We start from the raw sequence: 18,909 nt of genomic DNA, 5'->3' as shown, positions 1-18,909 counted from the left end.
GGGAAACTTAAGGCCTTCTTCATTCCGTTTTTGCTTTAGCATAAAGGGAGTCTGCCTAGACAATGCAACGGGGCAGTGTGAAGAAATCCAAAATACACGTGAACCACTGGTTGATGTAGATACATTTCTAGCCCTGCGGCAAATCAAACAGAGATAGGAGTCTGGTGAGAGAAATTAAATGAAACTGCGAACGGAAAACAACCTGAAAAAGCGTGTTTTTTGTGGCATTTACCAACTAATAAATATTTTTTAGTCCTGTCTTGACACCAGCAGGTCCGACGGGTCCCCAGGGAGAAACCGGCCCGACCGGCCCGCAAGGATTAATCGGTCCGACCGGTCCGACGGGTCCCCAGGGAGAAATCGGCCCGACTGGCCCCCAAGGACTAATCGGCCCAACGGGTCCGACCGGCCCCCAGGGAGAAACGGGCCCAACGGGCCCCCAAGGACTAATCGGCCCAACGGGTCCGACGGGTCCCCAGGGAGAAACCGGCCCGACCGGCCCGCAAGGATTAATCGGTCCAACGGGTCCGATCGGCCCCCAGGGAGAAACCGGCCCAACGGGCCCGCAAGGATTAATCGGTCCGACCGGTCCGACGGGTCCCCAGGGAGAAACCGGCCCGACCGGCCCGCAAGGATTAATCGGTCCGACCGGTCCGACGGGTCCCCAGGGAGAAACGGGCCCAACCGGCCCACAAGGATTAATCGGTCCGACCGGTCCGACGGGTCCCCAGGGAGAAACCGGCCCGACCGGCCCGCAAGGATTAATCGGCCCAACGGGTCCGACGGGTCCCCAGGGAGAAACGGGCCCAACGGGCCCGCAAGGACTAATCGGTCCAACGGGTCCGACGGGTCTCCAGGGAGAAACCGGCCCGACCGGCCCGCAAGGACTAATCGGCCCAACGGGCCCAACCGGTCCAACGGGTCCTGTTTTTGCCACAACAGGATTTTCCGCATTCAAATCTACCTTGGCGGTATCTTCAGACACACAAATAACAAACTGGACCACAACTGCTCCTTACTATGGGGATGCCGGCTTTAATGCTGCAACAGGTAACTTTACGGTTCCTGAAACGGGAAGATATTCTATAAAGGCAACCATTAACTATTCCACGACAGCAGCAATTACAGGTTCTATTGGAAATGCTGTAAATCCATCTTTTGCGGTATCAAGGACATCGCCTACAACCGATACGCTAGTAAGCGGGTTATTCCCGATTCTAAACGTCAGCTTGATAGCTCTGACTTTAAGGGCTATATTAGGTAACGGAACGGTTACTTTGGCTGGTGATGCATTATTAAACAGCGGTGACGTTGTTGGATTGTTTTATGTATCAAGCGGTATGTCCTTAAATCTTAATCTTGGTGGAGCCAATTCGGGTGGAATCATATGGTCAATTCACAGGATCGCATAGCATAAAAAGAATGGATGGCAGTATCAGGTGATATAACGGTTATTCCGAAGTTGAAGCAAATGCTTTGTTACATAAAAGTATGGCAGAAACTTCGGAATAACTTTATGTCCTTATTTGAATGGTATTCTTGATGGCAGTGACAGGAACAAGAAGGCGATATAAGAAGGAAACTATAGTTATTTCAGAAAACTCATTTGTTTATTTAAGTATTTCAAGGAAATAAAGGGGGAAGTACCGAAATAGTTTTACACAATTCTGAACAAAGTTGCATTGCACAAATTCCCGGGGCGAGGTATGATATTGCATGAAAGAAAAGTTTATGCAATCACGGAGGAAGCACAGCATGGAAAAACAGAAAAGATACAGATTGCAGGTAAGAGGCAAACTTATTTTATTTGTAAGTGTTTTGGTTTTCAGTACGATTTTCCTATTAACAGCAATCTTTTACGTCAGCCTAAACCGGGTGTATCAGAATTGGATTGACTCAAGCTATCAAAGCTTCGATGCAAATATTAAAACAGCGGTTGAAAGTATTGTAAGCGTGTTGGATGCCAATTATAAACGTTATGAAAACGGCGAAATCACAGAGCAGGAAGCCCGTAAAAATGCAGAAGCTATTGTTCGTGATACCCGCTACGGGGATGGAAAAGGTTATTTCTGGGCAGATACATCTACAGGATTATGTGCCGTACATAGGAACCCCGATTACGAGGGGAAGGAACGGTATGATGAACAGGATCTGGCCGGTAATTATTATATCCGCAAGCTGCTCGAAAACGGTTCCAATCAGGGAGGCGGGTATACGAATTTTTATTTTACCAAACCCGGACAGGATGGCGTATTTGCAAAGAGAGCCTATACCTTAAAGTTTGAACCCTATGACTGGTATATCAGTACAGGGAATTATATTGACGATATAGACGGCGCTGTTGCTAATTACCAAAAGCAAAAGATTTTTGAAATTTTGCTGCTGCTTGGAGTCTCCTTAAGTATCTGTATAATCGGTCTTTTCGTGCTTGCCGTCCTGCTGAACCGGATTACAGCACCTCTTGGTCCCATTGCAGGCCGTCTGAAGCTTTTGTCAGCAGGAGATGTACATACACCACCCGTGCCAGTCAGCCAGACAAAGGACGAGATGGAGGTACTTTCCTATGCGACCGATGAGCTGATCACTCAGATGCGCGATGTAGTAGATGATATTACCATACATTTGCAGCATATGGCACAGGGAGATATGACTCTTCCGGTGGAAAAAGAATTTACCGGTGATTTTGAACCCATTCACGATTCCCTTCTGCTGATTTACCGGCAGCTTAACCAGACACTGCAGGCGATCCACCAGTCAGCGGATCAGGTGAGTGCAGGTTCTTCCCAGGTGGCAGACGCCGCCCAGGCCCTTGCATCAGGAGCGGCTGAACAGGCCGGAACCATTGAGCGGCTTTCGTTATCTATCACTGAAGTCTCCACAAAGGTAGAGCAAAGCTCTGCCAATATTGAAAAAGCAACCGGATATGTGGAGCAGACCGTAGGACGGGTAGAAGAAAGCAACGCAAAAATGAAGCAGATGCTGAATGCGATGGACGAGATAAAAACTACATCAGATGAAATTGGAAAGGTTACCCAGGATATCGATGGAATTGCTTCTCAGACAAACCTTCTGGCCCTGAATGCGGCTGTGGAGGCTGCCCGGGCAGGAGAAGCGGGTAAGGGATTTGCTATTGTAGCGGATGAAGTCCGCAGCCTTGCAGCCAAAGCAGCCCAGGCTGCAAGACAGACGGCTGTGCTGGTTGATAATGCTTCCAAGGCTGTAAAGGATGGAATGGATACCGCACGGGACAATGCGGACCTTCTCATGGATGTTATCAATCAGGCAAGGCATATGCGTGAACTGATGGAAACGGTGGAAAGGGCATCCCGGGAACAGACGATTGCCATGAATGAAGTGACCTGCGGTATTTCCCAGATATCTGCAGTGGTACAGAGCAATGCGGCAACAGCCGAACAAAGTTCTGCCTCCAGTGAAGAACTGTCTGCGCAGGCAGATTTGCTGCGGGAAGAAGTGAGCAAATTTAAAATTGTATCACAGGAAGTGCTGGGGCATTCATCTGGTATTAAATGAATTTCCGAGTAATAATCAGGCTGCTATGTTCTTTTTAAGGATATATTCAAGAAAATATTGAATTAAAAATCTCATTATGATACGATGAAGCAGGTCAGTTATTTCAAATCTAATTAAATAAGGAGGTTTTTAATAAATGGATATCCGCTATTCAGCAAATCAGAAAGATTTTAAACGTTATACCACGGAAGAAACAAGAAATGAATTTTTAATTGAAAACTTATACATTGCCAATGAGGTAGTTGCCGTATATTCTCACGTTGACCGCATGGTAACCTTAGGCTGTATGCCTACAACGGAGACTGTTTCTATTGACAAAGGGATTGATATCTGGAAAAATTTTGGGACAAGTTATTTCCTTGAGAGACGTGAAATCGGTATCTTTAACATTGGAGGTGCCGGAAAGATCGTAGCTGATGGGGAAGAGTTCAAAATGGGATATAAGGATTGCTTATATATTACCAAGGGAACAAAAGAGGTGACCTTTACAAGCGAGGATAGTTCAAACCCGGCAAAATTCTATATGGTAAGTGCGCCGGCTCATAAGTCCTGCAAAACCACCTTCATTCCGATTGAAAAAGCGGCAAAGAAGCCGCTTGGAGCGATGGAGACATCCAATAAGCGTGTAATCAACCAGTTCATTCATCCGGATGTGCTGGAGACCTGCCAGCTTTCCATGGGTATGACCGTTCTGGATCCCGGCAGTGTATGGAATACCATGCCATCCCATACCCATGAAAGACGTATGGAGGTCTACATGTATTTCGAAATTCCGGAGAACAACGTAGTATTCCATATGATGGGCGAAGGCAATGAGACAAGACACATTGTTATGCAGAATGAGCAGGCAGTGATCAGTCCATCCTGGAGCATCCATTCCGGTGCAGGTACAAGCAATTATACTTTCATTTGGGCAATGGGCGGAGAGAACCAGGCATTTGACGATATGGACACCATTCCTACAACTGAATTAAGATAGTATTTATTTGAGATAAGGCAGATGCGCTCCTTCCGGCGCATCTGCCTTTTGCATTCAGGAAAAGGGAATATGGTTTCGGTGCAGGGGGAATAATCTGGTGATCAGCTATTTCTATTCAAACCGTGTGAAATCTCTGTGAAAATGTAGAAATCTGCCTTTCAATTTGATACAATATGGCTGATAAATACTTTGTGGTGTAAAGATCTGATTTCAGGAGGTTATAATGGAACCGTTAAAGATATTGGTAGTGGACGATGAGGCCAGAATGAGAAAGCTAGTAAAGGACTTTTTAAGCGTAAAGGGTTTTTCTGTAGTGGAGGCTTCCAATGGAGAAGAAGCTGTGGATCTCTTTTTTGAACAAAAGGACATTGTACTGATTATTCTGGATGTGATGATGCCCAAAATGGATGGCTGGGAGACCTGCAAAACCATCCGCAAATATTCCCAGGTGCCCATCATCATGCTGACTGCAAGAAGCGAAGAGCGTGACGAACTTCAGGGCTTTGACTTAGGAGTGGATGAGTACATTTCAAAACCCTTCAGCCCCAAGATTTTAGTTGCCCGGGTGGAAGCCATATTAAGGCGCAGCAATGCCGTAACTGCAGACGCTGTGGAAATAGGGGGGATCTGCATTGACAAGGCAGCCCATCAGGTCACCATTGACGGAAAAGACATAGATTTAAGCTACAAAGAGTTTGAGCTTTTGGCTTATTTCCTGGAAAACCAGGGGATCGCCCTGTCCAGAGAGAAGATACTGAATAATGTATGGAATTACGATTACTTTGGGGATGCACGCACCATAGATACTCATGTGAAAAAACTTAGGAATAAGATGGGGGAAAAGGGCGATTATATAAAAACCATTTGGGGAATGGGATACAAATTTGAAGTATAGGGAAAGGATATCAGTTAAGGTGAGTAAATGAAGCATTCCATCAAGGCGCGTTTTGCCGTAATATTTGTATGTCTGATGGCCTTTGTCCTTGTTTCCACATGGTGTGTAAACAACTGGTTTCTGGAGAGCTTTTACACTAGTGATAAGGTGCATACTCTGGAAAAAGCCTATATGCAGATCGACAGGGTAGTAGAACAGGCCAATGAGAGCGGGAAAGGAATCATCGAATATTACAAGGATACCTATGACCCGGACTTTAAAAATGAAGGCCCGGCCCAGAAGATGTTCCGGACCATGGGGGAAAAATACAATCTGATGATGGTTCTCATTGACAGCACTACAGACGAGGTCCTTATGTTAACAAACGGAGACCAGCAGTTTTTAAAAAACAGGGTGGAGGCCTATATATTCGGGAAAAACGTGCCTGAAGCCAGCATTTTAAAAAAGCATGACAATTATATTGTTCAGAAAACCTATGACAGGCGTTCTGATTCATATTATCTGGAAAGCTGGGGGTATTTTTCCGATAATAAAACCATTTTTCTCATTTCTGTTCCTCTGGCCAGCATCAGGGAAAGTGTGGATCTTGCCAACCGGTTTCTGGCCTATGTGGGCGTTGCCGCTCTGTTTGTAGGCAGTATGTTTATATATCTTGCGACAAAAAGAATAGTATCTCCTATTCTTCAGCTTGCCAATTTGTCAGAAAAAATGTCGGCCCTTGACTTTGAAGCCAAATATACCGGCAAAGAGGAAGATGAGGTGGGAGTGCTGGGCAACAGCATGAACCAGTTATCCGATACCTTAAAAGATACCATCGGACAGCTGCGGGCTGCGAATGAAAAATTGCAGAAGGATATTGACGAAAAGATAAAAATAGATGAGATGCGGAAGGATTTTATTGCCAATGTTTCCCACGAATTAAAGACTCCTATTGCATTGATCCAGGGGTATGCTGAGGGCTTGACGGAGGGGATGGCAGAGGATCCGGACAGCAGGGATTATTACTGCGGGGTCATCATGGATGAAGCGGGTAAAATGAATACCATGGTTCGCCAGCTTCTCAATCTTACTGCCCTTGAATTCGGCAATGACAGCATTCAGCCGGAACGCTTCGATTTGACGGAACTGATCCGTGGCGTCATTGGTTCTGCCGGTATCTTAATCCAGCAAAAGGCTGCAGAGGTAAAGCTGGAAGAGGGCGGTCCAATCTATGTATTCGCCGATGAATTTAAAATAGAAGAGGTCATTACAAACTATTTAAACAATGCACTCAACCATTTAGAGGGAGAACGAAAGATCGTGATTACCGCAGAAGAAAACGGAGAGGAAGCCTTAGTCACCGTATTCAACACCGGACAGAATATTCCGGAAGAGGATTTGCCAAATCTCTGGACCAAGTTTTTTAAGGTAGATAAGGCACATACCAGGGAGTATGGAGGAAGTGGTATCGGACTCTCTATAGTTAAGGCGATTATGGATTCCCATGGGAAGTCCTGCGGTGTCCGGAATGTAAAAGGCGGCGTGGAATTTTGGTTTACCCTGGACTGCGAGAAAGAAAATCTTTGATCGGTTATATTCAGGAGGTAGATGGCCGATATAACTATAGAAGATGAATAGTAATAGAATCACCTTGAACTGTGTTTTTGAAAGGAGATGAAACGTATGGATATTGCTGCTATGAGCATGGATATGAGTCTTGCAAGAGTACAGCAGAGTGCAGGAATCAGTGTTGCAAAAAAGGCGATGGACGCTCAGGAGGCTGTGGCGGATGGATTGCTGAAGATGGCAGAAACTGCAGTTCCCAGACAGATGCCTGCAAATGGGACCGGGCAGATTGTGGATACGACAGCTTAGATGGGAAGGGGATATGCAGTAGCGTATCCTCTTTTTTCTTTTGTTTTATCTTTAGATCTTTTTTCTATAAAGTCAAGGGATCTTTTTTTCTGGAATGAGGGAATAAAAATAACACCTATAAAGCCTCTCGGAATTTTGCAAACAAACAATAAACAATTAATGAAGGAATGAAGAGGATAAATATAATGGTTTTCCATTCATTTAAGAGTATCAAAACATGAGAAAATGTATAAAGAAACGGTCAGTTGCCAGAAGATAAAACAGAGCAAATGACAAAGCATTTTATGAAAATTACATGTTCGACAAATTATTTAAAAATATTAAAAAAAAGACTTATCTTTTCGTTCCGTTGATACGATATTGTAGATGAAAGGAAGATACATAAACGCATAGTTCAATTCATCAGAATATTATGTTGGTAAGCTTCCGAAAGACACAAGTGTCAAAGTTAGGAATCGATAAAACGGCTGGTACCCCGTTTGATTCCGCCAATATTTTTTACTTATTTTCCTGTTTCAGGAAAACATATCACGCAGGGAAAAGGAATTCCCTGTAACATAGTCAAGGAGGAAATATCTATGAGAATTCAACACAACATCGCAGCTTTAAATTCCTACAGACAGTTAGGAAACAACAATAACACAGTAGGCAAGAACCTTGAGAAATTATCTTCTGGTTACAGAATCAACCGTGCAGGCGATGACGCTGCAGGTCTTGCTATTTCTGAGAAGATGAGAGCTCAGATCACAGGTCTTGAGACCGCTCAGAAGAACGCAAATGACGGTATCTCTTTAGTACAGACCGCTGAAGGTGCATTAACAGAAGTTCATTCCATGTTAAACCGTATGGTAGAGCTGGCTGGCCAGTCTGCTAACGGAACTTACCAGAATGAAGTTGACCGTGAGAACCTTCAGAAGGAAGTTGTATCCTTAAAGTCTGAAATTGACCGTATTGCGGACAGCACAAACTTTAATGGTATTAAACTGCTTGACGGTACTATGGGATCTGGCAAATATAAACTTAATGCAGGCAGCTTGGCTATCGGATCAACTGTAGCAACTAATTTTGTTGTTACTGATATCAAGGGATCAAGCATTGATAAAGATGGCCTTACATTTGCATTTGACGTTGGTGCATTAGATGCAAACGGTACATTTACCACTGCAGGTGCCAGCGATGTATTAAATGTAAAAATGACAGATAAAGAGGGTAACGTATCTGTTGTAAACCTCAAGCTTACTGATATCATTAAGAAGGCAGACGGAACTGCTATGGCAAGCAACACTGCTATTGCTGCAGGAGATAATGTAGTGCTTGATTTAAGCGCAGTTGGTATTGGCAAAATTGACCTTACAGCGACTGCAGCTGGCCCTACTGCTAATGATCTGCTTAAAGGACTTGACGTAGCTGGCTTTGTAGCACCTTCTGCAGGTGCCGCAATAACCACAGGTACAACAGGCAGCTCCTTACGCTTACAGATTGGTGATACTTCTGATACATTTAATCAGATCAGTGTATCCGTAGGCGATATGCATGTAAAAGCACTTCAGATTGATACGGTTGATATCAGCACACAGTCTGGCGCTGCAGATGCAGTGAAGAAATTAAAAGATGCAATTAACTCTGTATCTTCCACCAGAGGTGATCTTGGTGCGATCCAGAATCGTCTTGAGCATACGATCAACAACTTAAGCGTAACCTCTGAGAACATGACTGCTGCAGAGAGCCGCATCCGTGACGTAGACATGGCAAAAGAGATGATGACTTATACAAAGAATAATATTCTTGTACAGTCCTCTCAGGCTATGCTTGCACAGGCAAATCAGCTTCCTCAGGGAGTTTTACAGTTACTTCGGTAAGAATTAGCTAAAACATTTAGAAAAGTAATGAATGGCAGATGCCCCTGCCCCATGCGGTTACAGGGGCATCTGTTTTGTATAATATACAATATTAATGGAGAAACGCACATGAAGAAAAAAGCACGGTTGTCTCAATGCATGATAGTGAAAAATGAAGAAAAGAATATTGCCAGGGCTTTAACATGGGGAAAGAATATTGTATATGAGCAAATTGTCGTTGATACTGGTTCCACGGACCGTACAGTTGAGATTGCCAAAAGCATGGGGGCAAAAGTATTTCATTTTACCTGGGTCGATGATTTTTCCGCTGCAAAAAATTTTGCCATAGAAAAAGCTGCCGGCGACTGGATTGCATTTTTGGATGCAGATGAATATTTGCTGGATAAGGATGCGAAAAGGATTAAGGAGATTCTGATTCAGCTTGAATCTGCGGATCCCAAATTAAAACCTCATATTTTAAGAACTTCTCTTGTTGATTTAAAGGAAGACGGTACGACAAACGGAATCACGGTCCAGGACCGTTTTTTTCAAAACCTTCCCAAGTTAAGATATCAAAACCGAATCCATGAAATGATAGCCATTACATCCGGTAAGTTAATTATCTGCGACTTGACAAAGGAGATTTCTGTTCTTCATACCGGATATACAGAAGCGGTTTATAAAGAGACGAATAAGGTTGAGAGAAACATCCGGTTATTGAAGAAAGAAGTAGAGGATAATCCTGAAAATTATGATGCGGTTGCGTATTTGGCAGAAACTCTGAAGGTATCAGGAAATGCCGATGAAGCAGAGGTACTTTACCGTGATATCCTGAAAAACGGTGTTTCGCATATTAATTCTGCAAGATTGATCACTACATATTATGGATTGATGCACACCATACTGATGCGTGATAAGGCGGAGGAAGAGGATGAGTTTTTCCTGCTGTATGAAGATGCTGTGAAATTCTCTCCTGAGTATCCTGATTATGATTATTTTATGGGAGTCTGGCATTTTCGTAAAGAGTGTTATGGGGAGACCGTTACATATCTGGAAAATTGCTTGAAGAAACTGGAGGATTATCAGGGCATTAATGTCACCCATGTTCCTGATGTCTTAACTGATATATATACAGCCTTGGTAAGGGCTTATGTAGAAATTTCAAACTTTTCCCAGGCTGTCAGATATTGCGTTTTGATACTACGTATTGACCGTTACCGGGAAATCATCACGAATACGCTCGTTGATATGTTAAAGCAGGAGGGCGATTCTGCTGGGGCAATAGCGGCAATCATTGGATTTTTACAAAAAATCTATGATTTAAATTCCCTTAAAGATCGGCTTTTTGTTATCAGATCTGCAAAAAAAACAGGTTATAAGGCTCTGGAAGACGCTTTGATTGAAACCATGAGTGATGAAGATAAGTCATGGTATTTCAGTGAGTAATTAGTCGGTAAGAATTAAGTTTGGTGTATTTGTAAAACAGTTCCTACTATTTTATGGTATTACTGTGGTATGATTGAAATTTAAGCAAATCCCTTTATTTTTCAGATTTTCTTCAATTTTTAATTACCGGATTTTTTCTATTTATTTTTTTGTTTAGAGCAGTTTTTGTATCAACGATTTTGGAGTGAAAGGTTTGAGCTAATTAGTTATAAGGTACATACCGTGATGAGACAGGAAAGGGAGCGGGTAACGTGACAGAGAATCTAATTACTTATATTGATAATACCCAGAATACGATAAAGCTATCTGGAGATACGCTTTTCGAAGCAAGAAAATCTATGTCAGATATTCATTACCAGGTGAATAAGTCCTATGTTAGTATTATGGTAATCGCATATAATCGCTTGGAGAAGACAAAAAGATGTATAGAAAGTATTATTGAAAACACTATAGATATTGATTATGAATTGGTTTTAATTGATAATGGTTCAACAGATGGAACAATGGATTATCTTAAAGGCATTAAATATGAAAATAAGAAGATAATTAGCATTAACAAGAATGCAGGGCTTCCATTTGCTCTTACTATAAATAGCATAATAGAATTAGGGAAATATTTTATTCTTGTCCCTAATGACGTAATAGTTACTCCAAACTGGCTTAAGAACATGTTATTATGCGCCCAGTCGGATGATAAGATAGGAATGGTTTGTGCAACTTCTTCTAATGTAAGTAATTTTCAGGAAGTAAAAATGGATTTTGTCGATTATAACGATATGATGGAAAAGGCTCGTAATTATAATCAATCAGATCCTTCTAAATGGCAGGAGAGGCTCCGCCTTATTACAATCCTTACGTTACTAAAAAAAGAAGCGATTCTTGCAGTGGGCTATCCTTTTTTTGATTGCGGTTTTTACCATGATTTTGGCGACGATGATCTTTCCTTTCGCATAAGAAGGGCGGGTTATAAAGCTGTTTTGGCAGGAGATGTCTGGATTTATCACGATCATGATTATAGAAACTTTGAAGATAAGAAGGAAGAGGATTATCTACATGCATTAGAAGTTGGTAGTAAAAATTTTCAAGAAAAATACCATAGTATTGATGCATGGGAAGATGTCAACAACTACTTACTAGATACGACTGACTTTATTAGGAAAACAAGAGAGAAAAAAAATATCAAAATATTGGGGATTGATGTAAAATGCGGAACCCCTATTTTAGATATAAAAAATAAAATCAGAAAGTTTGGGCGTTATGATGCCAAGCTGTCGGCTTTTACACAAGATGCAAGATATCAAACGGATTTAAAGACCATATGTGAAGATATTGTAGTTTGTGATAGGCAAGAATTCCTGCGCGATAATCTCCCAGAAAACTTTTATGATTACATTGTCATGGGGCATCCTGTCAACATGTATAATGAGCCACAAAAAATACTTAACGATGTGTTTTGCCTTGCAAAAAAGGGAGCTCAGATTATAATTCCACTTTATAATACATTTAGTTTATATGAATATCTGAATATTTTAGGTGATAGAAGCATTTATAATACTAGTCTTGCTTATAATATCTCAATGGAATTTATGAAAACTATGCTTGAAAAGCATTGTCAGATAGATGGGATAACCATGAAACAGTACAAGTTAAGTGCATCAGATATTGCATATATCAGAAACAGTGTGGAAAAGAATAAGTTAACCAACGAATGCCTGCAGCGGCTGATGACAGAAATATTTTGGTTTGTAATAACTAAAAATTATTGAGATGGAAAGGCAAGAAAATTGAAAGAACGCATGATTTCACAAGCTGTAATATTGGCGGGTGGTTATGGAACTCGTTTACAGCCCTTTACTGATACGAAACCAAAGCCAATGTATGAGTTTGAGGGGCGTCCATTTTTGGAATATCTTTTGTATCAAATAAAAGAATTCGGCATAAAAGAAGTGGTGCTTCTTCTTGGTTATCTGCCTCAGATAATACAGGAATTTGTGGGTGATGGTTCCGCGTATGGACTAAATGTTACATATGATATCACACCACCGGAATATGATACCGGTACCAGATTAAAACATGCCGGACCAATGATAAAAGATTGTTTCTTGCTTATGTACTGTGATAATTATTGCCCTATGGATTTGGAGGAAGCGGAAAAAAAGTTTTTTTCCTCTAACGCTTTGGTACAAGTTACTGCTTATGCCAATAGGGATTTCTATACTAAGAATAATCTATGCGCAGATGAAAATGGGAAGGTGACCATTTACGATAAAAGCAGATTCCAAGAAGGCCTTTCAATGGTTGACATCGGTTATGCTCTGGTTCGCAAAGAAGTATTGAGTATGCTGCCGGATACCAATGTCAATTTTGAAAAGGCCATTTATTCCGCTTTAGCTGACAAGGGACTTTTATACGCATTTAAAGTGGAACATCGTTACTACAGCGTAGGTTCCTGGGACCGCATCCGTTTGACAAAGGAGTTTTTCCGGCCTAAGAAAATTGCTTTTCTGGACCGTGACGGCACACTAAATGTAAGGGCGCCAAAAGGGGAATATATAGTTAAACCAGATCAGTTTGTCTGGCTGGAGGGAGCTATAGATGCACTTAAATTATTGAAAGAGAATGGATATACCCTTATTATAGTTACCAATCAGCCGGGAATTGCACGGGGATATCTGACGTTAGATACATTAGAACAGATTCACGAAAAAATGCAGAAAGATTTATCCGTTGAGGGAATTTTGATAGATGGCATATATGTCTGCACTCATGGCTGGAATGACGGTTGTTTCTGCAGAAAACCAAAGCCGGGGTTATTGTTTCAGGCTCAGAAGGATTTATCCCTGGATCTATCGGAATGTGTATTATTTGGGGATGATGAAAGAGATCTGGAAGCGGGAAAGGCTGCCGGCTGCCATAAGGTAATTCAAGTGACAGAGGAAAATTGCTTGAAAAAACAGGTTGTTCAGTATCTGCAGGAAGCTACCAAATTACGCTTTTAACTCCAGGTAGTCCAATATATAAGTGAAGGAGCAGAAAAAATGAGTTTAATCAGAGCAAAAACACTGGATTTAAAAGATATCGGAGAATTGACAGAGGTACAGAGAGAAAACAGCAGGATAAACAGAGAAGAAGCACTTGCAGGTAAAACAATATTACAATCCTATCCCAGACGGATTGTATTGGAGATGACAAGTGCCTGCAACATTCATTGCAAAATGTGCGGGCGCAGTTCCGTAGAATTTAAACCCACATTATTCCACAAGGATTGGCTGCCTCTATTGGAACCAGCAGCAGATAAAATTGAAGAAGTGACTTTACTTGGATGGGGAGAGCCTACGCTGCATCCTCATTTCAGGGAATTTCTAAAATGGGCGAAGGAACATAGACTAAGAAAGTTTTTCTGTACCAATGGTACAAGGCTTAGAGAGTTAAAAGAGGATATATTCAACAATGAGGTAGAGCTATTGACTGTGAGTTTGGATGGGGCATGTGCGGAAACAAATAACCAGATCCGGGCAGGAGCAGACTTTGACTCCATTACCAGCGCATTAAAAGATATTGCAGATGAAAAGAAAAGAAGAGGGGTAGAGTTCCCCTATTTAAGCATAGTAATGACCATGATGGAAAGTAATTACAGAGAATTTCCCCAATACGTCCGTTTAGGCCATGAACTGGGACTTCAGGAAGTAAAAGGAGTTTATTTAACGGCATTTGATGAAAGAATGCTGGACGAAAGCCTGTATGGTAAACAACAGGAACTTCAGGAGATTTTTGGAGAAGCAGAAAGACTTGGAGAAAAATTGGGGATTGCGGTAAAGCTGCCGTGTATTCAGGGGGAGGATTCTGCAGGAGATTTTCTGCATAAGGATTGCTATACCGGATGGCGCGATTTCTTCCTTGGATCCGATGGATATGTGCGTTCCTGTATGTCCACTTCCAGAAAATTATTTCATATCAGTAAATATGCCTCTTTTAATGAGATGTGGAATTCAGAAGAGTATCAGGATTTTCGCAAGCGGGTAAACGGATCTGATATGGATCTGCCATGTAAAAATTGCTATCAGGCATCCTTTGCCAACTGGAATAAGAAAAGTGCATTTATTCAGACCGGAAATGATTTTGCACCGAAATGGGAGGAATAATTATGGCATTTACGTTTGAAGAAACTCAGATTTCTGGACTTTTTATTGTAAGACCTCATTATTATCAGGATGATAGAGGGAGCAATATGAAGACGTTTCACAAGGAAACATTTCTGGAAAAAGGGCTAAAATGTGATTTTGGTGAAACCATGATTACGACCAACCTTCATAAAAATGTTATCCGTGGTTTTCATTATCAAAGACCTCCCTATACCCAGTGTAAATTATATTATTGTCTCTGCGGGGAATGGAATAATTACTCTGTAGATTTAAGAAAAGGCTCTCCCACTTATGGGAAGGTAATTTGTATTTCTATGAATGAAGAGGAAAGAAAACTTCTTTACATACCAGAAGGCATTGCAAATGCTCATTTGATTAAGCGTGACAATACGAAGGTGCTGTATCAGTTGGGTTCTAAATATATGCCGGATCATGATGAAGGGGTCCGCTGGAACAGCCTTGGAATCAATTTTTCTGTAACAAATCCTATTATAACGGATAAGGATGCCGGCCTGCCCTCCTTTGAAGAATTTGAAAGTCCATTTATATATGGAGTAAATTGTTAAGATATGGGGAGGTAATAACTAATGATAATTTCGAGAACACCCATGCGGGCGTCTCTATTTGGCGGCGGAACAGATTTGGCAGGTTATTATGAGAATAGCAGTTTAGGATATGGTGCAGTAATAAGTACATCCATTAATATGTACACATACATCACAGTCAATAAGAAGTTTGATGATATGATACGTGTCAGTTACTGGAAAACAGAGATTGTAGATGATGTGGAAAAGCTGGAGCATAATATTATAAGAGAAGCTCTAAAAATTGTAGGAATCAGCAAAGGGATTGAAATTGTTTATATGGCAGATATTCCCCTGGGATCAGTAGGGGTTGGACTTGCTTCCTCAAGCTCACTTGCTGTGGGAGTGCTGAATGCACTTTACGCTTTTGCCGGTAAACATGTGTCTGCCGAACAACTGGCCAGGGAAGCGTGTCAAATAGAAATAGACATTTTAAAAAATCCCATAGGGAAACAGGATCAGTATGCCGTAGCGTATGGTGGTCTGAGCCGATATCAGTTTAACAGGGATGATTCGGTTTTTGTAGAGCCAATCATCTGTCAAAAAGAGACAAAAAAGAAATTAGAGGACAGCCTTTTATTTTTCTATACAGGTGTAACCCGCCAATCTTCCACGGTACTTGCAGAGCAGAAGGAAAACATTCCTGCCCGTGAAAAGATTTTGGATCAAATGGTGGAATTGGCAGACCGGGTTCAGGGCATGCTGAATACCAACAATCTTGAAGAGATAGGTGCCTTACTCAATGTATCCTGGAATATGAAAAAGCAATTAGCCAGTAAAATCAGTAATTCTGATATTGATGATATGTATCAAAAAGCCATTGAGGCCGGAGCATTGGGAGGTAAAATTTTGGGAGCAGGTGGCGGTGGTTTTCTAATGCTGCTTGTACCAGAAATACGTAAGGAAGAAGTTCGGAGAGCGCTGTCGGATTATAAAGAAGTACCTATTTGTTTTGAGCCCCAGGGCAGTAAAATTATTTATGTCAGTGATTGATTAAAGTATAAGGTTCGTATGAAAAATATGAGGATCTGTTTATTATAAGCCGTTATATAACAAAAGGAGATTTCTGATGTACAAAGAATACCTGGAGAAATTTTATGAAGTGTTGCAAAACACGGAGTATACTGTAATGAAGAATGAGAAAATGGAAACGGTGGAATATGAAACAGCCTTCTCTCAATTGTTGGACCTGTTTCAAAATGCGAAGAAAAATAGGAAGCAAATATTTTTCATAGGGAATGGCGGAAGCTGTGCCATTGCTGAACATGCAACGGCAGATTTTTTGAAAAATGGCAGGATGTGTACCGTGAATCTCCTTCATGCCCCTCTTCTTACTTGTATGGGAAATGATTTTGGTTATGATCATACATTTTCTAATCCCATTGAATTACTGGGTAATAAGAATGATTTGTTAGTTACCATCAGCAGCTCAGGAAATTCTCCTAACATTATTCATGCGATCCACATCGCTAAGGAAAAGGAAATGAAAGTTTTGACCTTATCGGGTTTTGCAATGGATAATCAAAGCAGGCAGCTGGGAGATATAAATATATATGCTCCTATTCATCACTATGGGATAGTGGAATCCATACATAATCTTTTGCTCCAGCAGATCGTTGATTTTATTATGGAGAGGGAAAACAGAGAATGAAAAATGTATTACTTACAGGAGCCTCCGGCTTTATTGGGAGTCATGTCAGAAAATGCCTCCATGAAAGTGGATATGGAATTATTTCTTTGTGTAAGAATCCCGGAGAGGATTTTCAGACATACGATAATGAAAAGGTTGTTAAGGGAAACTTATCTGAACCGGAATTACTTAAACAGGCACTTACCGGCTGTCAAATAGAAGCATGCATTCATTTAGCCTGGGAGGGGATTCCGGACTATTCCTTTGAAATGTCTCAAAGAAATTTGACATATGGAATCAATGTATTGGAATTATGCCGTCATCTGGGAATAGGGCAGTTGGTTGTTTCTGGTAGCTGCTGGGAGTATCGATCACCTCATGGAAAGGTGGCTGAAGATTGGGAACTGGATGATTCCAACCATTTTAAAGCCGCTAAAAATGCTTATCGTATGATTGCCCACGCGTTTTGCAGAGAGGCCGGTATCCGTTTTAACTGGCTGCGGCTTTTTTACGTCTATGGACCAGGTCAAAGAGAAGGTTCTTTAATTCCTTTTATAAAAAAGGAACTTTCAGAAGGACGGGTTCCTGAATTAAGAGGGGCTGGTAACCGGAATGATTTTGTCCATGTATGGGATGTGGCTAGGGCATTTGTAAAAGCGGTTAAAGTAAAAACGGAAGTAGAAATACTGAATATTGGATATGGAATGACAGTATCTGTTTCTGACGTTTTAAAATATATTGCAGAAGCAATGGATAAGAAAAATCTGATTCCGCAGGATACGCCATATGATAATCCACAAACTTCTGTTGATTTTTATGCGGATATTGCGAATAGCCGAGATTTATTAGGCTGGGAGCCTAATATTTCATTAAAAGAGTGGCTACAAAAGGGAGGATCCTATGAAGATTAATTACGAAAATGCTTTAAAACAAAAAGAATATAGAAGTCAGATTATTTCTGAGATTAATACATCAAAGAATCCAACAGTTTTATTTGGCTGGAATAAGATACAAGTACTAGAGCCATTCTTTGATAAATTGGACGTAAAACCTGAATATTTATGTGATAATGATACAAATAAGCAGGGAGAGACTTTCTTTGGATATAAAGTTATTTCCCCAAATGACGTTACAAAAATATATACTAATTACAATGTACTTATTTTAGCTGCTAGTCACTTTGAAGAGATATCAGTGCAATTAAAGAGCTTAACAATTCCTCCCCAAAAGATTTACTGCCTGGATATTTATAATGAGAGAAGTGATACTGCTGAATATTATAAGTCACAGGAAGAAAATATACGGTATATATATGATCATCTGGCAGATGATCTGTCAAAAAAGACATTTGAAGCAGTCATTAATTATCGAATGTATAGGAATTCAAGTTTACTTTCAGATATCGTACAGCCTATTGAGAGTACATATTTTCCAGATTCGGAGGATATTCCGCTCCATATAAGCCAAGAAGAAGTATTCGTAGATGGAGGTGCCTTTTGCGGCGATACAGTAGAGAACTTACTTGTGAAATGCCAAGGAGGTGTATGCAAAGCAATTCATTCTTTTGAGCCGGACCCGAAGAATTATTCATTACTCAGAGAATCTACAAAATACTTACCATTTGTTCACTGCTATCAATTGGGGCTTAGTGATGGTGCTGCTACATTAAACTTTTCTAGTGCCTTAGGACCATCATCGTATGTTGATGACAACGGAACAATTAGTGTAAAAGTAGATTCTATTGATAATGTATTAAAAGATGTTCCGGTAACATATATTAAGTTGGATGTTGAAGGAGCGGAATGTGCTGCATTACGAGGAGCGAAACATATTATTCAAAAGTATAATCCTAAACTTGCAATCTGCACGTACCATTCTGATCAGGATATGGTGGAGGTTCCACTTTTGCTTTGGAAGTTAAATCCTAACTATGTACTTTATTTCAGGCATTATACTGATATCTCAATCGAAACAGTTTGCTATGGGATTTTACCCGAATAAATAAGTGAA

16 protein-coding genes are annotated in these 18,909 nt (G+C 41.0%); all 16 read left to right on the top strand.

What is annotated here, in order from left to right:
- The first annotated feature begins 965 nt into the window (after window positions 1-965).
- Window positions 966-1,412, top strand: a complete 447-nt coding sequence (locus tag CLOSA_RS23265; RefSeq protein ID WP_242647828.1) for a hypothetical protein — start codon at window positions 966-968, stop codon at window positions 1,410-1,412.
- Window positions 1,413-1,755: 343 nt separating this feature from the next.
- Window positions 1,756-3,531 carry a methyl-accepting chemotaxis protein gene (locus tag CLOSA_RS17545; protein WP_013274079.1) on the top strand — a complete coding sequence of 592 codons (1,776 nt, stop codon included), beginning with the start codon at window positions 1,756-1,758 and terminating at the stop codon, window positions 3,529-3,531.
- Between the two features lie 136 nt (window positions 3,532-3,667).
- Entirely contained in the window at window positions 3,668-4,510 is an 843-nt protein-coding gene (gene kduI, locus CLOSA_RS17540) for a 5-dehydro-4-deoxy-D-glucuronate isomerase (protein WP_013274078.1), read from the top strand.
- Between the two features lie 223 nt (window positions 4,511-4,733).
- On the top strand, window positions 4,734-5,405 hold the full coding sequence (locus tag CLOSA_RS17535; RefSeq protein ID WP_013274077.1) for a response regulator transcription factor: 672 nt from the start codon (window positions 4,734-4,736) through the stop codon (window positions 5,403-5,405).
- Between the two features lie 27 nt (window positions 5,406-5,432).
- Window positions 5,433-6,971: a sensor histidine kinase gene (locus CLOSA_RS17530; protein WP_013274076.1), complete on the top strand. Its 1,539-nt coding sequence runs from the start codon at window positions 5,433-5,435 to the stop codon at window positions 6,969-6,971.
- 96 nt (window positions 6,972-7,067) lie between these two features.
- On the top strand, window positions 7,068-7,259 hold the full coding sequence (locus CLOSA_RS17525) for a YjfB family protein (protein WP_013274075.1): 192 nt from the start codon (window positions 7,068-7,070) through the stop codon (window positions 7,257-7,259).
- 578 nt (window positions 7,260-7,837) lie between these two features.
- Window positions 7,838-9,118, top strand: coding sequence for a flagellin N-terminal helical domain-containing protein (locus tag CLOSA_RS17520; RefSeq protein ID WP_013274074.1), 1,281 nt, complete (start codon window positions 7,838-7,840; stop codon window positions 9,116-9,118).
- Window positions 9,119-9,226: 108 nt separating this feature from the next.
- Window positions 9,227-10,543, top strand: a complete 1,317-nt coding sequence (locus CLOSA_RS21910) for a tetratricopeptide repeat-containing glycosyltransferase family 2 protein (protein WP_013274073.1) — start codon at window positions 9,227-9,229, stop codon at window positions 10,541-10,543.
- Between the two features lie 251 nt (window positions 10,544-10,794).
- Window positions 10,795-12,309, top strand: coding sequence for a glycosyltransferase family 2 protein (locus CLOSA_RS17510; RefSeq protein ID WP_013274072.1), 1,515 nt, complete (start codon window positions 10,795-10,797; stop codon window positions 12,307-12,309).
- Between the two features lie 30 nt (window positions 12,310-12,339).
- A complete protein-coding gene (locus CLOSA_RS17505) occupies window positions 12,340-13,542 on the top strand; it encodes an HAD-IIIA family hydrolase (RefSeq protein WP_157669110.1) in 1,203 nt (400 codons plus the stop codon).
- A 39-nt stretch (window positions 13,543-13,581) separates the two neighbouring features.
- A complete protein-coding gene (locus CLOSA_RS17500) occupies window positions 13,582-14,685 on the top strand; it encodes a radical SAM protein (RefSeq protein WP_013274070.1) in 1,104 nt (367 codons plus the stop codon).
- A 2-nt stretch (window positions 14,686-14,687) separates the two neighbouring features.
- Window positions 14,688-15,251 carry a dTDP-4-dehydrorhamnose 3,5-epimerase gene (gene rfbC, locus CLOSA_RS17495; RefSeq protein ID WP_013274069.1) on the top strand — a complete coding sequence of 188 codons (564 nt, stop codon included), beginning with the start codon at window positions 14,688-14,690 and terminating at the stop codon, window positions 15,249-15,251.
- A gap of 21 nt (window positions 15,252-15,272) precedes the next feature.
- On the top strand, window positions 15,273-16,262 hold the full coding sequence (locus CLOSA_RS17490) for a GHMP family kinase ATP-binding protein (RefSeq protein ID WP_013274068.1): 990 nt from the start codon (window positions 15,273-15,275) through the stop codon (window positions 16,260-16,262).
- Window positions 16,263-16,338: 76 nt separating this feature from the next.
- Window positions 16,339-16,920: an SIS domain-containing protein gene (locus CLOSA_RS17485; protein WP_013274067.1), complete on the top strand. Its 582-nt coding sequence runs from the start codon at window positions 16,339-16,341 to the stop codon at window positions 16,918-16,920.
- A complete protein-coding gene (locus CLOSA_RS17480; protein ID WP_013274066.1) occupies window positions 16,917-17,810 on the top strand; it encodes an NAD-dependent epimerase/dehydratase family protein in 894 nt (297 codons plus the stop codon). The genes CLOSA_RS17485 and CLOSA_RS17480 overlap by 4 nt, the downstream gene beginning before the upstream one ends.
- Window positions 17,800-18,900, top strand: coding sequence for an FkbM family methyltransferase (locus CLOSA_RS17475; RefSeq protein ID WP_013274065.1), 1,101 nt, complete (start codon window positions 17,800-17,802; stop codon window positions 18,898-18,900). The genes CLOSA_RS17480 and CLOSA_RS17475 overlap by 11 nt, the downstream gene beginning before the upstream one ends.
- The last annotated feature ends 9 nt before the right edge of the window (window positions 18,901-18,909 follow it).

Source organism: [Clostridium] saccharolyticum WM1, from assembly GCF_000144625.1.
In the GTDB taxonomy this organism is placed as follows: Bacteria; Bacillota; Clostridia; order Lachnospirales; family Lachnospiraceae; genus Lacrimispora; species Lacrimispora saccharolytica.
Note: the sequence above shows the minus strand (reverse complement) of the source record. Positions and strands in the feature narration are given on the sequence as shown.

Bases quoted from the DNA above. Each gene is read 5' to 3' on its own strand.
- CLOSA_RS17485 (WP_013274067.1), top strand. From the start codon at position 16,339: ATGTACAAAGAATACCTGGAGAAATTTTATGAAGTGTTGCAAAACACG.
- CLOSA_RS17480 (WP_013274066.1), top strand. From the start codon at position 16,917: ATGAAAAATGTATTACTTACAGGAGCCTCCGGCTTTATTGGGAGTCAT.
- CLOSA_RS17530 (WP_013274076.1), top strand. From the start codon at position 5,433: ATGAAGCATTCCATCAAGGCGCGTTTTGCCGTAATATTTGTATGTCTG.
- CLOSA_RS17500 (WP_013274070.1), top strand. From the start codon at position 13,582: ATGAGTTTAATCAGAGCAAAAACACTGGATTTAAAAGATATCGGAGAA.
- CLOSA_RS17505 (WP_157669110.1), top strand. From the start codon at position 12,340: ATGATTTCACAAGCTGTAATATTGGCGGGTGGTTATGGAACTCGTTTA.
- CLOSA_RS17545 (WP_013274079.1), top strand. From the start codon at position 1,756: ATGGAAAAACAGAAAAGATACAGATTGCAGGTAAGAGGCAAACTTATT.
- CLOSA_RS17535 (WP_013274077.1), top strand. From the start codon at position 4,734: ATGGAACCGTTAAAGATATTGGTAGTGGACGATGAGGCCAGAATGAGA.
- CLOSA_RS17475 (WP_013274065.1), top strand. From the start codon at position 17,800: ATGAAGATTAATTACGAAAATGCTTTAAAACAAAAAGAATATAGAAGT.
- CLOSA_RS17490 (WP_013274068.1), top strand. From the start codon at position 15,273: ATGATAATTTCGAGAACACCCATGCGGGCGTCTCTATTTGGCGGCGGA.
- rfbC (WP_013274069.1), top strand. From the start codon at position 14,688: ATGGCATTTACGTTTGAAGAAACTCAGATTTCTGGACTTTTTATTGTA.
- CLOSA_RS17525 (WP_013274075.1), top strand. From the start codon at position 7,068: ATGGATATTGCTGCTATGAGCATGGATATGAGTCTTGCAAGAGTACAG.
- CLOSA_RS21910 (WP_013274073.1), top strand. From the start codon at position 9,227: ATGAAGAAAAAAGCACGGTTGTCTCAATGCATGATAGTGAAAAATGAA.
- CLOSA_RS17520 (WP_013274074.1), top strand. From the start codon at position 7,838: ATGAGAATTCAACACAACATCGCAGCTTTAAATTCCTACAGACAGTTA.
- kduI (WP_013274078.1), top strand. From the start codon at position 3,668: ATGGATATCCGCTATTCAGCAAATCAGAAAGATTTTAAACGTTATACC.